The following is a 15,318-nucleotide window of genomic DNA, read 5'->3' on the forward strand; positions in this document are numbered from 1 at the left end:
TCGTCGGCTGACGGCCTGGTCCGACACCCCGCCGGGGGTGCGTGACTCGCCCGACACGCCGCTGCGGGCCGGACTGTGACGCATCGTCAGGTCCGGTGACGTACGGGGACTCTCCCGTCCCGTGTGACGTACCGGCCCTCTCCTGTTCCGCACCCGTCCGCCCGACGGCCGTGCCCTCCGACGTCACCGCCCCGACGGTCGTACGTCCCTCTCCTCCCCGTCCCCGCCCCCGCACACTCCCGCACGCCGTGCTCCGTCGCGCCGCCCCCGGCCCGGCGGTGACCTGCGGCGATGTGTGCGGCCCGGGGGCCGAATCCGCTGGAGCCCTCCATGAGTGACTCTCCCGGTGTCGCTGTGTCCTCCGGCACGGCAGCGACCGCCGAGACGATCCCCCGACCCGATCCGTCCGCGTCCGCACCACCACCCCCCGAACCCCCGAAGGGGGCGGCGGCCCCGGCCCTGCCCCCGAAGGCGCAGCGCGTGCTGCCGCTGCGGCGGCCCGGCCAGTGGATAGCCACGGCGATCGTGCTCGTCCTCGCCGCACAGTTCGTGCACGGCCTGATCACCAACCCCTTCTACCAGTGGGACCGCTTCCAGTACTGGTTCCTGCGCCCCACCATCCTCGACGGGCTGCTCATCACCCTCGAAGTCACCGTCTACAGCGCGGTGTTGGGACTCCTCGGCGGCATCGTGCTCGCCGTGGCCCGGCTCTCCGACAGCCCCGTGCTGCGCACCGTCAGCTGGGTGTACACCTGGCTGTTCCGGTCGGTGCCGCTGATCGTCGTCCTGCTCTTCCTCTACAACTTCAGCGCGCTCTACCAGACCCTCAGCCTGGGCATCCCCTTCGGTCCCGCCTTCTTCACCTTCGACGAGAACCGGCTCGCCACCGACATGGTCGTCGCCGTCGTCGGACTCAGCCTCAACGAAGCGGCGTACGCGGCCGAAGTGGTGCGCGGCGGGCTGCTCTCCGTCGACCAGGGCCAGCACGAGGCGGCCTCCGCACTCGGCCTGCCCAAGCGCTACCAGTTCGCCAGGATCGTCTTCCCGCAGGCCCTGCGCTCCATCGTGCCGAACTACGTCAACCAGCTGATCGGCCTGGTCAAGGCCACCTCACTGGTCTTCTACGTCTCGCTGCTGGACCTGTTCGGCTCGGTGCAGAGCATGGGCAGCACCTACCCCGGCGACATCGTCCCGCTGCTCCTGGTCGCCACCACCTGGTACCTGATCCTCACCAGCGTCGTCTCCGTCATCCAGTTCTACGTCGAACGCCACTACTCGCGCGGCGCCCTGCGCACCCTGCCGCCCACCCCGTTCCAGAAGGTGCGCACCGGCCTGACCGAACTGCGGGCCCGGGCCCGGAGGGAGACCGCGACATGACCACGGCCGAGATCGCCGAAGTGGCGGAGGTGCGTGCGGAGGTACGTCCCGCCGCCGTCGAAGTGCACGGGGTGCACAAGTGGTTCGGTGCCCAACACGTCCTGGACGGAGTGGAGTTGACCGTACGCCCCGGAGAGGTGACGGTCGTCATCGGGCCCTCCGGCTCGGGGAAGTCCACGCTGCTGCGGGTGATCAACCACCTGGAGAAACCCGAGGCCGGACACGTCAGCCTCAACGGCGAACCCATCGGGGTGCGCCGGCACGGCGAACGGCTCAAGGAGCTGAGCGAGCGGGTCATCCTCGCCCAGCGCAGCCGCATCGGCTTCGTCTTCCAGAACTTCAACCTCTTCCCGCACCTGACCGTCCTCGACAACGTCGCCGCCGCCCCGGTCGCCACCGGCAAACTGGGCAAACCCGAGGCACAGGCGCTCGCCCGCGACCTGCTCGGGAGGGTGGGACTCGCCGACAAGGCCGCCGCGTACCCGCGTCAGCTCTCCGGCGGGCAGCAGCAGCGCGTCGCCATCGCCCGCGCGCTCGCCCTGCGGCCCGGCGTGATCCTCTTCGACGAACCGACCTCCGCGCTCGACCCGGAACTGGTCGGGGAGGTGCTGGAGGTCATCAAGGACCTCGCGCGGAGCGGCACCACGCTCGTCATCGTCACCCACGAGATCGGCTTCGCCCGTGAGATCGCCGACCGGGTGGTCTTCATGGACGCGGGCCGCATCGTCGAACAGGGGCCGCCCGCCCAGGTGTTGGACCACCCCGAACACGACAGGACCAGGGACTTCCTGAGCAAGGTGCTCTGAGCTTCGCGCTCCCCGGTTCGCCTGCTCCGTACCGCCTTATCCGGGCCGCCCTATCCGTGCCGCCTTCTTCGTATCGCCTTCCCTCCCGTACGACCCAGACCTCGTACGTCCGTCACACGACTCCGACAAGGACAGCCATGCGCACCCTCAGTCTCCGCAGCACCTTCCTCCGAGGCGCCACCGCCACCGCGGCCGTCGCCGCCCTCGCGGTCTCCCTCACCTCGTGCGGCGGCGAGAGCGGCGCCGTGACGAAGCCGGACAACGCCCAGAACGGGACCCTCACCGTCGGACGGCTCTCCAACGGCGCAGCGAAGGAGACCACGGTCAAGGTCTCCGAGGTGAAGGAGATCAGCGCCAAGCTGCCCAAGAAGATCGCCGACAGCGGCAAGCTGGTCGTCGGAGTGGGCGCGCTGCCCGCCGGATTCCCGCCGCTGTCCTTCGTCGGCGAGGACCAGAAGACCCTCACCGGCGCCGAGCCCGACCTCGCCCGGCTGATCGGCGCGGTCCTCGGCCTGGAGGTCGAGGTCAAGAACTCGACCTGGGAGAACATGTTCGTCGGCGTCGACAGCGGCAAGGTCGACGTGGCGATCTCCAACGTCACCGTCACCGAGGAGCGCAAGAAGAAGTACGAGTTCGCCTCGTACCGCAAGGACAACCTCGGCTTCGAGGTGCAGAAGTCCAGCACCTGGAACTTCGGCAACGACTACCGCAAGCTCGCGGGCCGCACCGTCTCCGTCAGCAACGGCACCAACCAGGAGAAGATCCTCCTGGAGTGGAAGGCCAAGCTGGCCAAGGAGGGCAAGCAGCTCAACGTCAAGTACTTCCAGGACCTGAACGCCACCCACCTGGCGCTGTCCAGCGGGAAGATCGACGCCTACTTCGGGCCGAACCCGGCGATCTCCTACCACATCGCCTCCACCGCCAAGACGCCGAAGCCGACGCGCAGCGCGGGCACCTTCTCGGGCGCGGGCGAGACGCTCCAGGGGCTCATCGCGGCGACGGCGAAGAAGGGCAGCGGGCTCTCGAAGCCGCTCGCCGACGCGATCAACCACCTGATCAAGAACGGCCAGTACCCGAAGACGCTCGGCGCCTGGAACCTCTCGAACGAGGCGCTGACCACCTCCCAGATCGACCCGCCCGGGCTGCCGCTGGACAACTCGTGAGCCGGATGCGTACGCGACGAAGCGAAGGGTGAACGGTGGAATGACCATGTCGACGAGTGTGGAAGTCTCCGGTGACGTGCATGTGCTGGACAACGCGGCGTGGGCCGCGCTGACCGGGCCGCACGCGCACCTCGCGGAGCGGTTCGGGAGGGCGGCGCGGTATCCGGCGGGGGTCTCGCCGTTCACCGCGCTGGAGGACCCGGCGGACCCCAGGGCCTGGGACGACCTGGCCCGGCTGGTCGGGGGACCCGGTGTGGTGACCCCGGTGAGCGGGGTGGTGGAGGTGCCCGAGGGGTGGGGGATCGAGCAGAGCATCGCAGGGGTGCAGCTGGTCGATGCCGGACTGCGGGCCGAGCACGCGCCGGAGGCGGTACGGATCGGGGCGGCGGACGTGCCCGAGGTGCTGGAGCTCATCGCGCTGACGCAGCCGGGGCCGTTCCTGCCGAGGACCGTCGAGCTGGGGACGTACCTCGGGGTGCGGGACGAGGACGGCAGGCTCGTCGCGCTGGCCGGGGAGCGGCTGCGGGTGCCCGGGTGGACGGAGATCAGCGCGGTGTGCACGCATCCGGAGTACCGGGGGAGGGGGCTGGCGACGCGGCTGGTGCGGGCGGTGGCGGCGGGGATTCGGGAGCGGGGGGATGTGCCGTTCCTGCACACGGGGGCGCACAACGTGAACGCGATCCGGCTGTACGAGTCCTTGGGGTTTCGGCTTCGGCGCAACGTGCGCTTTCTGCTGGTTCGCACGCCGGGTGCATGATGCGTTCGGCCGACGCAGGGTTCCGCCGCGGTCGGTTGGCCACCCCGACGCTTCCGCCCTGGCCTCTTCCCGCCGCCCCCGTGGGCCCGGCTTCTCCCCTTCGCTCCCTTGGACTCCGCCCTCTTCCGCCCCCGCCCCCTTGGGCTCCGCCCTGTGCCGCCCCGTCCCCTTGGCTTCGCCTCTTGCCGCCCCGCTCCCTTGGGCGACGGGGCCGCCCCAAGGGGGCGGAACGGGCGGGCAAGGGGGCGGCCCGCCCGACTCCGGGCCACCCCCGTACCGGCCCTCTCGCCGCCGGGTCGGCCCGGCACCGGCCCTGGCCAAGCGCGGTGCTGGGTGCACGTCACCGCCAGGGCCCCGGCCCAGGCCCGTACCGGACGAGTGCAGCCCCGGGCTGCTCAGGCAGAGAGGCCCCAGACCCGCCCCTCCACCTAAAGCGCTCGCCGCGCGGCTGTGCACGGTTCCCGTGCGGGTGGGTGGGTGGCTGGTCGCGCAGTTCCCCGCGCCCCTGAAGGGGCGCCCCGCGCGGCGGAGCCGCACGTCGAGTACGGCCCCCGCGGTGGGGCCGCAGGTTGAGCTTCGCTTTGTTTAGTTCTGGAAGGAACATCATGAGTACCGCCCCGCACCTCCACCTCTCCGTCGCCCTCGACGGCACCGGCTGGCACCCCGCCTCCTGGCGGACGACCGGTGCCCGCCCCCGCGACCTCCTCACCGCCACCTACTGGCACGACCTCGTCGCCGAAGCCGAGCGCGGGCTCCTCGACTTCGTCACCGTCGAGGACGGCCTCGGGCTTCAGTCCTCCCGTCTCCTCGACCCCGACGACCGCACCGACCAGGTCCGGGGCCGCCTGGATGCCGTACTGATCGCGGCCCGCATCGCTCCCCTCACCCGCCACATCGGCATCGTCCCGACCGCGGTCACCACGCACACCGAGCCCTTCCACCTCTCCAAGGCCCTCGCCACCCTCGACTACGTCAGCAGCGGGCGCGCCGGACTGCGCGTGCAGGTCACCGCCCGGCCGAACGAGGCCGACCACTTCGGGCGGCGCACGGTGCAGCGGCTGCCCGACGGGGACTACAACACACCCGCCGGGCAGGAGGCCGTCCGCGGGCTGTTCGAGGAGGCCGCAGACTACGTCGAGGTCGTCCGGCGGCTCTGGGACAGCTGGGAGGACGACGCCGAGATCCGTGACGTGGCGACCGGACGGTTCATCGACCGGGAGAAGCTGCACTACATCGACTTCGAGGGCGAGCACTTCAGCGTGAAGGGGCCTTCGATCACGCCGAGGCCCCCGCAGGGGCAGCCCGTGGTCGCCGCGCTCGGACACTCCTCCGTTCCGTACGGGCTCATCGCCCGGTCCACGGATGTCGGATTCGTCACCCCGCACGACGTCGACCAGGCGCGTGCCGTGGTGGCGGAGATCCGGGAGGAGCAGGCCGCCGCCGGGCGGGCCGACGACACCGTGCATGTTTTTGGGGACCTGGTCGTCTTCGTCGACGACGAGCCCGGTGCCGCCCGGGCCCGGCTGGAGCGGCTCGACGAGCTCGCGGGCGAGGCGTACACGAGCGATGCGCGGATCTTCGCCGGGACGACAGGAGAACTCGCGGACCTGGTGCAGGAGTTGCAGGGTGGCGGGCTCACCGGATTCCGGCTGCGGCCCGGCAGCGTGGCCGAGGACCTTCCGGCGATCACCCGTGGGCTCGTGCCCGAACTCCAGCGCCGGGGGGCCTTCCGGACCTCGTACACCGCGGACACCCTGCGCGGGCACCTCGGGCTGCCCCGTCCCGCCAGCCGCTACGCCACCGCGAGCGCCTGACCGACCGTCACATCATCCTCGTAACAGGACAAGAAGGTTGTAGTCATGAGCAAGCCGCTCAAGCAGATTCACCTCGCGGCCCACTTCCCCGGCGTCAACAACACCACCGTGTGGAGCGACCCGGCGGCCGGGAGTCATATCGAGTTCCGTTCGTTCGTGGAGTTCGCGCAGATCGCGGAGCGGGCGAAGTTCGACTTCCTGTTCCTCGCGGAGGGGCTCCGACTGCGCGAACAGGGCGGGAAGATATACGACTTGGACGTGGTGGGGAGGCCGGACACCTTCACGATCCTCACCGCGCTCGCCGCCGTCACGGAGCGGCTCGGGCTGACCGGCACCATCAACTCCACCTTCAACGAGCCCTACGAGGTGGCCCGCCAGTTCGCCTCCCTCGACCACCTCTCCGACGGTCGGGCCGCCTGGAACGTGGTCACCTCCTGGGACGCCTTCACCGGTGAGAACTTCCGGCGGGGCGGGTTCCTCCCGCAGGAGGAGCGGTACTCGCGGGCCAAGGAGTTCCTGGCGACCGCGCACGAGCTGTTCGACTCGTGGCGGGGGGACGAGGTCGTCGCCGACCGGGAGAGCGGGCAGTTCCTGGCGGACGCCAAGGCCGGGGCCTTCGAGCACCGGGGGCAACACTTCGACATCCAGGGGCAGTTCAACGTACCGCGCAGCCCGCAGGGGCGGCCGGTGATCTTCCAGGCCGGGGATTCGGAGGAGGGCCGCGAGTTCGCCGCGTCGAGCGCCGACGCCATCTTCAGCCGGTACGCCACGCTCACGGAGGGGCAGGCCTTCTACGCCGACGTCAAGGGACGTCTCGCCCGGTACGGGCGCGCGCACGACCAGCTGCTCATCCTGCCCGCCGCGACCTTCGTCCTCGGCGACACCGACCAGGAGGCGCAGGAGGCGGCCCGCGAGGTGCGGCGGCTCCAGGTGAGCGGGGCCACCGCCATCAAGCACCTGGAGTTCGTCTGGAACCGCGACCTGTCCTCGTACGACCCGGACGGACCCCTCCCGGACGTCGACCCGGACCCCGGCGAGCACACCGTCGCCAAGGGACGGGCTCAAGTGCGCATGTACCGCGACCCGTTGGCGATCGCCCGCGAGTGGCGGGAGAAGGCCGAGGCCAACAACTGGTCCATCCGCGACCTCGTCATCGAGACCGGCAACCGGCAGTCCTTCGTCGGCACCCCCGAGACCGTGGCGACCGAGATCAACGACCTCGTGCAGGGCGACGCGTCCGACGGCTTCATCCTCGTCCCGCACATCACCCCCGGCGGCCTCGCCCCCTTCGCCGACAAGGTCGTTCCGCTGCTCCAGGAGCGCGGCGTCTTCCGCACGGAGTACGAGGGGACCACCCTGCGCGACCACCTCGGCCTCCACCACCCGGACGCCCACCGTGCGGACACCGGCGACGACCAGCGGGTGGCGTCGTGAAGTTCCTGGCCATCACCCTGATCGTGCACGCGCCGAACCCGGTGACCGGCGTGCAGAAGTCGACGCAGGAACGCTTCCGGGAAGTCCTCGACAACGCCCTGCTGGCCGAGGAGCTGGGCTTCGACGGGTTCGGGGTGGGCGAGCGGCACGAGCGGCCGTTCATCTCCTCGTCCCCGACCGTCGTACTGAGCCACATCGCCGCGCTCACGTCGCGCATCCGGCTGTTCACGGCCGTGACCACGCTGAGCCTGCTCGACCCGGTGCGGGCGTACGAGGACTACGCGACGCTCGACCATCTCTCCGGCGGGCGGCTGGAGTTGATCGTCGGCAAGGGCAACGGGAGCGCCCAGCGCGACCTCTTCCAGGTCACCACCGAGGACCAGTGGGAGCGCAACGCCGAGAGCTACGAGGTGTTCCGCCGGATCTGGCGCCAGGACAAGGTCACCGCCGACACCCGGTTCAGGCCCCCGCTGAAGGAGGCGGAGGTCTGGCCGAGGCCGTACCAGCAGCCGGTGCGGATCTGGCACGGCAGCGCGACCAGCCGGGAGTCGGTCGACCTCGCCGCCCGGTACGGCGACCCGCTCTTCTCCGCCAACGTCACCAACACCATCGAGCCGTACGCCGAGTTGATCCGGTACTACCGCGAGCGCTGGGAGCACTACGGGCACGACCCGGCCCGCATCGCGGTCGGCGCGGGCAGTGCGGGCTTCTACGCGGCGCGCACCTCGCAGGAGGCGCTGGCCGCGTACCGCCCGGTCTTCGAGGGAAACCTCGCCGTGCAGCGGCGGCAGGGGCTGACCCCGGTGTTCACCACGCTGGAGGACTTCGTGGAGCGTAGTTCGGCGCTGGTGGGCAGTCCGCAGCAGATCGTGGAGAAGGTGCACCGGTACCACGAGCAGTTCGGTCACTCGGCGCTGCATCTGCACGCCGACGCCGCCGGATTGACGGACCGTCAGCACAAGGACTCGCTGACCCTCTTCCAGTCGGACGTCGCGCCCGTGCTGCGCCGGGAGATCCCGGACCCGCCGTTCGCCTGGGGGCCCGTGTTCGCGGACTCCGCCGAACCCGTGAACGTACGACAGGAGACTCCCGTACCCGACGCTCCCGTGCCCGCCCGTCCCTGACCCACCACCGAGGAGTACCACCCATGCCCGCCACCCCTCTCGGCGTCCTCGACCTGGTGCCGATCGCGTCCGGGTCCACCGCCGCCGAGGCACTGCACCGGTCCGTCGACCTGGCCCAACAGGCCGAGCGCTTCGGATACGCCCGCTACTGGTTCGCCGAACACCACCTCAACCCGGGCGTCGCCGGAACCTCACCCGCCGTCGTCCTCGCCCTCACCGCCTCCGCCACCCGTACGATCCGGATCGGCTCCGGCGCGGTCCAGCTCGGCCACCGCACCGCGCTGTCCACGGTCGAGGAGTTCGGGCTGATCGACGCGCTGCACCCGGGGCGGCTCGACCTGGGCCTCGGGCGCTCCGGCGGGCGACCGCCCGCGTCCACCGCCCCGGTGTCCACGACGACCCCCGTCGTGGACGGGCGCACCCCGGGCGGGCTGCGCATCCCGCCCCGGTTCTCCTTCGAACACCTCCTCGGCTCGCCCCGGGTGGCCCTCCAGCGGGCCCTGCTCCAGCAGCCGAACGCCGAGTCCCAGGACTACGCCGAGCAGATCGACGACATCCTCGCCCTACTGGCCGGAACCTACCGTTCCGCCGACGGCATCGCCGCCCGGGCCGTTCCCGGCGAGGGGGCGGACCTCCAACTCTGGATACTCGGCAGCAGCGGCGGCCAGAGCGCCGAGGTCGCGGGCCGCAACGGGTTGCGCTTCGCCGCGAACTACCACGTCAGCCCGGGCACGGTGCTGGAGGCGGCGGAAGGGTACCGGGCCGCCTTCCAGCCCTCCGACGTCCTCGACAAGCCGTACGTCACGGTGTCGGCGGACGTCGTGGTCGCCGAGGACGACGCGACCGCGCGGGAGCTGGCCGCCGGGTACGACCTGTGGGTGCGCAGCATCCGTACGGCGGAGGGGGCGATTCCGTACCCGACGCCGGAGGAGGCGGCCGCCCACGTCTGGACCGACGAGGACCGGGAGCTGGTCCGGGACCGGGTGGAGACCCGCTTCGTCGGGACGGCGGAGCGGGTCGCGGACGAACTGGAGCGGCTGCGGGAGGCGACGGGGGCGGACGAGCTGCTGATCACGACGATCACGCACGACCATGCGGCGCGCGTGAGGTCGTACGAGCTGCTGGCGAAGGAGTGGTCCCACCGCTAGGGCCGCTGCTGGGACCCCGCCCCCGCCCCCAGGTCCAGGCGGGCCCCCTCCCAGCGTGCCCGCAGCCTCCGGTCGTGGCTGACGACCACCAACGCCCCCTCGTAGGAGGCGAGTGCCTGCTCCAGTTCCTCCACCAGGACGGGGGACAGGTGGTTCGTCGGCTCGTCCAGGAGGAGCATGTCCAGCGGGGCGGTGACCAGGCGGGCCAGGGCCAGTCGCTGCTGCTGGCCGGTGGACAGCCTGCCCACCGGCACCTCGAACATCTCCTCGCCGAACAGCCCCAGCTTCAGCAGCCGTTCCGCGTGCTCCTCCGGCTGCCCGGGGCGGCCGTTGCCGAAGGCGGCCAGCAGCGGCATCCGGGGGACGGCGAACCGGGGCTCCTGCGGGAGGTAGCCGATGCGGCCGTGACGGATCAACTCGCCTCCCGTGGGGGTGAGTTCACCGGCGAGGACGCGGAGGAGCGTCGTCTTGCCCGCCCCGTTCGGCCCCGTCACCAGCAGCCGCTCGCCGGAACGCAGCGTGAGGTCGGTCGGGGCCAGCCGGTCCGCCACCCGGATGCCGGACGCGTCGACGACCGCGCCCTCCAGGCGCACACCGCTGAGCACCGGGGAGAAGTGCAACGGCTCGGGTGGCGTGGGCACCCGACGGGCGAGCAGGCGGCGCAGGCGTTCCTCCGCCTGCCGCACCCGGCTGGCCTCCGACGCCTGCACCCGGTTGCCCGCCATGCCGTACGCCATCTTGTTCCGGTCCTTCATGGCGCGGCCCGGCACCACCTGGTGCGCGGTCGTCGCCAGTGACGTACGGGCGTCCTCGACGTCGGTCACCCACTGGGCGTGGTTCCGGATCCAGCGTTGCCGGGCCGCCGCCTTCTCGGTGAGGTAGCCCGCGTAGCCGTTGCCGTAGCGGACCACCGTGCGACGGTCGGCGTCGACCTCCAGGAGGGTCGTGGAGACGCGCTCCAGGAAGACGCGGTCGTGCGAGACGGCGACCGTGGTGCCGCGCCGGGCGCGGAGGTGCTCCTCCAGCCAGTGCAGGGCGTCCGCGTCGAGGTGGTTGGTGGGTTCGTCGAGGAGGAGCACCTCGGGGGAGGCCGCGAGCAGTGCGGCCAGGCGCAGCCGCACCTGTTCGCCGCCGGAGAGGGTGCCGGCGGTGCGGTCGCGGGCGAGCAGGCCGAGGCCCAGCCCGTGCAGGGCGCGCTCGACGCGGGCGTCGGCGTCGTAGCCGCCGCGCAGTTCGAAGGCGGTCAGCAGCGTTCCGTACGCGGACATGGCAGAGGTCGCGGACGTCGATGCGTCGTCACCGTCCGCCATCACCGCTTCCAGGCGGCGCAACTCCCTTTCCATGGTGAGGAGTTCACCGAGCGCACGGTCGATGATGTCCTGCACGGTGGCCTGGGGAGGCAGCTCCTCGTCCTGGGCGAGGTAGCCGACGCCGGCGTCCGCGTGGACGACGATCTCGCCCTCGTCGGGCTGTACGACACCCGCGAACAGGCGCAGGAGGGTGGTCTTGCCGGAGCCGTTCTCACCGACGATGCCGGTGCGCTCGCCGGGGGAGAGGGAGCAGGTGACCGCGTCGAGGACGGTGCGGCCGTTGAAGGACTTAGTGACGGAGAGAGCGGCGATCTGCGTGGGCATGCGTGGGCTCCGAAGCATTCGGGGACGGAGCGGCCGGTACGGGGTGACGTACGGTCCGCGAGGTCTGGGGAAGGCTTCGGATGAGCATCGACGACTCCGTTAGTGCGACAGCAGTTGCGTTAAGATCATGGCATGAAGTCACCGAGGAGGGCAACGGGTATCCCACCCGAGACGGACGCCCCACCCGCGACGGCCGTCCGCACGTCCGCGTCGGCGGACGTCCAGGAGCCCGTGCCCGCGGACGCGGACGCGGACGCGGACGCCCCGGCACCCGAGCCCGCGGCCGCCCGCCTTCGCCGCCCCGGTGGACGTACCGCCCGCACGCGGGCCCTCGTGCTCGACGCCGTTCGTGCCCTGTTGGTCGAGCACGGGTACGACGGGCTCACCGTCGACGCGGTCGCCGACCGTGCCGGTGTCCACCGCACCACCGTCTACCGCCGCTGGCAGGACGTCGGCGGTCTCCTCGCCGACGTCCTGACCCTCGGCGCGGACGACGACTGGCGGCCCGCCGACACCGGCACCCTGCTCGGCGACCTGGCCGCCCTCAACCACGAGGTGCACACCACCCTCACCGAGCAGCCCTCCGTCGCCGCCGCCCTGATCGCGGTCTCCTTCCGCTCCGCCCAGGCGGCCGACGCCCTGCGCGACTTCTGGGAGGAGCGGTACGTTCAGTGCGAGACCGTCGTCGAGAGGGCTGTCGTACGGGGCGAACTCCCGGCGGAAACCGACGCCCGCGCCCTCCTCGTCGCCGCGACCGCCCCGCTCTACCACCACCTGGTCCTGCTGCGCTCCGCCCCGGACCCCGAACTCCCCGACCGGGCGGCACGGACCGCCGTACTCGCGGCGTCGGCGGGCGCGTTCACCCGCTGAACCCACCAACGATCCTTGTGCGGCAGGCCCGTTCAGGGTGTGAGGATGGGGCATGATCGCAGAATCGGACGACGGTACCGCCGCCCCTGGTCAACTCCCCTTCCCACTGGGCGACCCGCCGGGCGACCCACTCGACGACCTCCTGGCCGAGCGTGCCTGCGAGCGGCTCGTCCTCGACTTCGTCCACCGGCTCGACCTCGGCGACCCCGGTTCGGTCGCCGAGCTGTTCACGCCCGACGGCGTCTGGGAATGGGCCGAGGGCGACCGGACCGTCCGGGGCCGCGAGGCGCTGCGGGCCTACTTCGGGGCCCGCCCCGCCGACCGGCTCTCCCGGCGCGTCACGACGAACATCAGGGTCACCCGTACCTCCGCCACCACGGCCACCGCGACCAGCTACTTCACCATCTACCGCGTCGACGGCCACACCGGCGGCATGGTGCCGCCGCGCCCGCCCACGCAGGTCGGGTACTACGAGGACGCCTTCCGCCGCGTCGACGGGCGGTGGCTCCTCGCCCGGCGCGGCACCTTCCTGACCTTCGCCGGACCGACCGACCACCTGGGCTCCCCGCAACGGCAGTAGCCCGCCTACTCCCCGCGCTCCATCCTCCCCAGCACGCTCCCGTCCAGCCCGGCCAGCAGCTCCGCCGGGTCCGCGTAGACCTCCGTCGCCCCCGCCTCCTCCAGATCCGCGCGCGGGATGCCGCCCGCGAGCACGGCCACCGTGCGCACCCCCGCCTTCGCGCCCGCCCGCATGTCCCACACCGTGTCCCCGACGAACACCGCGTCCTCGGGTGCGCACCCGGCGATCTCCAGGGCGCGGTGCACCGGGTCCGGGGCGGGCTTGCCCCGCGCCACGTCGTCCGCGCTCGCGACGCCCGCGATCACGTCGTCCGCGTCGATCGCCCGGCGCAGAGCTGTGAGTTCGGGCCCGCCGGCCGAGGTCGCGAGGACGATGCGCCAGCCCCGGGAGTGCAGGGTGCGCAGCAGGTCGCCCGCCTTCGGCAGGGCGGACAGCCGGTCGCAGTACGTGCCGTACAGCGTGGAGTGCGCGGCGCTCAGCCCGTCGTCCTCGCCCCGGTCGTGATCCTCGCCCAGCAGGTGCGCGATCAGGTCCTTGGAGCCCAGGCCGATCGCCCGGTGGACGTCGTGCGTGCGCACCTCGTGACCGGCCTGGCGGAAGGCCTCCCACCAGGTGACGACGTGCAGGTGATTGGTGTCGGCCAGGGTGCCGTCGACGTCGAAGAGCGCCGCGCGGGTCATGGAATCGTCCCTTCCCAAGGAGGTCAGCGGCCCAGGGCCTTGGCGAGCTGGGCCTTCGTCATCGTCGAACGGCCCTTGATGTTGCGGGACCTGGCCTCCGCGTAGAGCTGGTCCCTGGTCGGACCCTGCGGGCCCTTGTGGGAGTTCAGGCCGCCCCGGCGGGAGGACGAGATGTCCTGGGTGGAGGTCTTGCTCGCCTCCTTGGCCTCCCCGCTCCTGGCCCGCTCCTTGTTCACCGTGCGCGCCGCGATCTCCTCGGCGCGCTCCTTGCTCTCGCCGCGTTTGCGGACGCTGTCCCTGATGTGTTCGTACTGCCGCTCGCGCTTGGCGTTCGATCCTCGTGGCACGGCTCAACGTCCTTTCTGAGAAGGTGAGTTACGCACGTCACGCGTCAGGCATCCCGCGACGTCAGCCGGAGCTGGAGCTCGACCTCCTGGTCGCCGGAGGCCGAACCCTGCTCCTCCACGGCGAATGCCGAGTCGAGGGCCTTGCGCAGGCGGTCCACGGCCACCGGGGCGCCCTGAAGCTCCACCGTCACGGCGCCCTTCAGCGCCGTACCGGACAGGGAGCCGGGGGAGTGGTCGGCGGCCACGAAGGACTCCGTCCAGGTGTCGGAGCCGGTGTCCGGGCTTTCGCCGGGGGTGTCCGAGGAGCGGCCGGAGGTGAACCCGGAGCCCAGCGCGGTCAGGACGGCGATCGCGTCGTCGGGGGCGCAGTCGCTGAGGACCACCTGCACCAGGTCGGCGGGGGCGGGGCGGGAGGAGTCGTTCACGGGATGCCTTTCTGTTCGCTTACGTAAATACTTCTGCGGGTCAGAGTTCGCGCAGGGCGGGCAGCAGCTCCTTCTCCGCCCAGGAGATGAAGGGGCGCTGGTGCTCGCCGCCCACCTGGATGAGGGCGACCTCGGTGAATCCGGCCTCGGCGTACGGCCGCACCGCCTCGACGAAATCGTCCACGTCCGCGCCGCAGGGAAGGGCCTGCGCGACGTCCTTCTCGGTGACGAACTGCGTCGCCCCGGCAAAGCTCGCCGGTCCCGGCAGCTCGGCGTTCACCGGCCAGCCGCCCGCGAACCAGCGGAACTGGTCGTGCGCGCGGGCGATCGCCGCGTCGCGGTCGAGGTCGAAGCAGACGGGCAGCTGGCCCACGCGGGGTTTGCCCGTGCCGCCGTGCCGCTCGAAGGACTCGATCAGCTCCGCCTTCGGCTCGGTCGCGATCACCAGGTCGGCGAGGCGTCCGGCCAGCTCGCAGGACCGCTCGCCCGAGACCGCCACGCCGATCGGCGGCAGCTCGTCCGGCAGGTCCCAGAGCTTTGCGTTCGCGACGTCGAAGTGGGTGCCCCGGTGGTTGACGTTGTCGCCTCCGAAGAGGGCGCGGATGATCTCCACCGCCTCTTCCAGCATCTCCAGCCGCACTCCGGCGGAGGGCCAACCGGTTCCCACCACATGCTCGTTGAGGTTCTCGCCGGAACCGAGCCCCAGGCGGAACCGCCCCTCGGAGAGGAGCTGCATCGTCGCCGCCTTCTGGGCGATCACGGCCGGGTGGTAGCGGACGGTGGGGCAGGTCACGTACGTCATCAGCGGAATCCGCTCGGTGGCCTGCGCCGCCGCGCCCAGCACGCTCCACGCGTAGGGGGCGTGGCCCTGCGAGTCCAGCCAGGGGGAGTAGTGGTCGGACGTGACGGAGAAGTCGAATCCGGCCCGCTCGGCGGCCACCACGTCGTCGACGAGCGTGCGGGGGCCCGCCTGTTCGGTCATCATCGTGTAGCCAATTTGCACCATTGAGTGCGTGTAGCCGGTCTTGTCCGATGTCAAACATGGGCTTCCGCCGACCGGAACGCCTTACCCCGATTCGGGCCCGCCACCCCCTGTGGCGTGGGTGAATCCGGTGTTTTCTCGCGGCTACGAGGGGCACTGGAGAGTTCGCTTCCGCCG

General features: G+C 71.5%; 15 protein-coding genes. 10 read left to right on the top strand and 5 right to left on the bottom strand.

The window, feature by feature from the left end; genetic code table 11:
* Nucleotides 1–330: 330 nt before the first annotated feature.
* The 8 genes from ACIO3O_RS36520 to ACIO3O_RS36555 all read left to right on the top strand — a co-directional run bounded on the left by ACIO3O_RS36520 (nt 331) and on the right by ACIO3O_RS36555 (nt 9,623).
* A complete protein-coding gene (locus tag ACIO3O_RS36520) occupies nt 331–1,377 on the top strand; it encodes an amino acid ABC transporter permease (protein ID WP_401753350.1) in 1,047 nt (348 codons plus the stop codon).
* Nucleotides 1,374–2,183 carry an amino acid ABC transporter ATP-binding protein gene (locus tag ACIO3O_RS36525; RefSeq protein ID WP_401753352.1) on the top strand — a complete coding sequence of 270 codons (810 nt, stop codon included), beginning with the start codon at nt 1,374–1,376 and terminating at the stop codon, nt 2,181–2,183. The genes ACIO3O_RS36520 and ACIO3O_RS36525 overlap by 4 nt, the downstream gene beginning before the upstream one ends.
* A gap of 137 nt (nt 2,184–2,320) precedes the next feature.
* Nucleotides 2,321–3,346 carry an ABC transporter substrate-binding protein gene (locus ACIO3O_RS36530; RefSeq protein ID WP_401753354.1) on the top strand — a complete coding sequence of 342 codons (1,026 nt, stop codon included), beginning with the start codon at nt 2,321–2,323 and terminating at the stop codon, nt 3,344–3,346.
* Between the two features lie 46 nt (nt 3,347–3,392).
* A complete protein-coding gene (locus ACIO3O_RS36535) occupies nt 3,393–4,103 on the top strand; it encodes a GNAT family N-acetyltransferase (RefSeq protein WP_401753356.1) in 711 nt (236 codons plus the stop codon).
* Nucleotides 4,104–4,708: 605 nt separating this feature from the next.
* Nucleotides 4,709–5,917: an LLM class flavin-dependent oxidoreductase gene (locus tag ACIO3O_RS36540; RefSeq protein WP_401753358.1), complete on the top strand. Its 1,209-nt coding sequence runs from the start codon at nt 4,709–4,711 to the stop codon at nt 5,915–5,917.
* Nucleotides 5,918–5,962: 45 nt separating this feature from the next.
* Nucleotides 5,963–7,351: an NtaA/DmoA family FMN-dependent monooxygenase gene (locus ACIO3O_RS36545; RefSeq protein ID WP_401753360.1), complete on the top strand. Its 1,389-nt coding sequence runs from the start codon at nt 5,963–5,965 to the stop codon at nt 7,349–7,351.
* Nucleotides 7,348–8,475: an LLM class flavin-dependent oxidoreductase gene (locus tag ACIO3O_RS36550; protein ID WP_401753362.1), complete on the top strand. Its 1,128-nt coding sequence runs from the start codon at nt 7,348–7,350 to the stop codon at nt 8,473–8,475. The genes ACIO3O_RS36545 and ACIO3O_RS36550 overlap by 4 nt, the downstream gene beginning before the upstream one ends.
* A gap of 23 nt (nt 8,476–8,498) precedes the next feature.
* Nucleotides 8,499–9,623: an MsnO8 family LLM class oxidoreductase gene (locus ACIO3O_RS36555; RefSeq protein ID WP_401753364.1), complete on the top strand. Its 1,125-nt coding sequence runs from the start codon at nt 8,499–8,501 to the stop codon at nt 9,621–9,623.
* Here ACIO3O_RS36555 and ACIO3O_RS36560 read toward each other — a convergent pair.
* Nucleotides 9,620–11,257, bottom strand: coding sequence for an ABC-F family ATP-binding cassette domain-containing protein (locus ACIO3O_RS36560; protein ID WP_401753366.1), 1,638 nt, complete (start codon nt 11,255–11,257; stop codon nt 9,620–9,622). The two genes, ACIO3O_RS36555 and ACIO3O_RS36560, sit on opposite strands and share 4 nt — an antisense overlap.
* 132 nt (nt 11,258–11,389) lie before the next feature.
* Here ACIO3O_RS36560 and ACIO3O_RS36565 point away from each other — a divergent pair, with 132 nt between their 5' ends.
* A complete protein-coding gene (locus tag ACIO3O_RS36565) occupies nt 11,390–12,127 on the top strand; it encodes a TetR/AcrR family transcriptional regulator (RefSeq protein ID WP_401753367.1) in 738 nt (245 codons plus the stop codon).
* Between the two features lie 52 nt (nt 12,128–12,179).
* A complete protein-coding gene (locus ACIO3O_RS36570) occupies nt 12,180–12,707 on the top strand; it encodes a nuclear transport factor 2 family protein (protein ID WP_401753369.1) in 528 nt (175 codons plus the stop codon).
* 5 nt (nt 12,708–12,712) lie between these two features.
* Here ACIO3O_RS36570 and ACIO3O_RS36575 read toward each other — a convergent pair whose 3' ends face one another.
* The 4 genes from ACIO3O_RS36575 to ACIO3O_RS36590 are packed head-to-tail and all read right to left on the bottom strand — an operon-like array spanning nt 12,713 to nt 15,165.
* On the bottom strand, nt 12,713–13,387 hold the full coding sequence (locus tag ACIO3O_RS36575; protein WP_401753371.1) for an HAD family hydrolase: 675 nt from the start codon (nt 13,385–13,387) through the stop codon (nt 12,713–12,715).
* Between the two features lie 23 nt (nt 13,388–13,410).
* Nucleotides 13,411–13,734, bottom strand: coding sequence for a plasmid stabilization protein (locus ACIO3O_RS36580; protein WP_401753373.1), 324 nt, complete (start codon nt 13,732–13,734; stop codon nt 13,411–13,413).
* A gap of 44 nt (nt 13,735–13,778) precedes the next feature.
* The gene (locus tag ACIO3O_RS36585) at nt 13,779–14,159 is read right to left on the bottom strand and encodes a hypothetical protein (RefSeq protein WP_401753375.1); all 381 of its coding nucleotides are present in this window, start codon (nt 14,157–14,159) and stop codon (nt 13,779–13,781) included.
* A 40-nt stretch (nt 14,160–14,199) separates the two neighbouring features.
* Complete coding sequence (locus tag ACIO3O_RS36590; RefSeq protein ID WP_401753377.1) at nt 14,200–15,165, bottom strand: LLM class F420-dependent oxidoreductase; 966 nt, start codon at nt 15,163–15,165, stop codon at nt 14,200–14,202.
* Nucleotides 15,166–15,318 lie beyond the last annotated feature (153 nt).

The sequence above is a fragment of the Streptomyces sp. NPDC087440 genome, assembly GCF_044744005.1.
Taxonomy (GTDB): Bacteria; Actinomycetota; Actinomycetes; order Streptomycetales; family Streptomycetaceae; genus Streptomyces.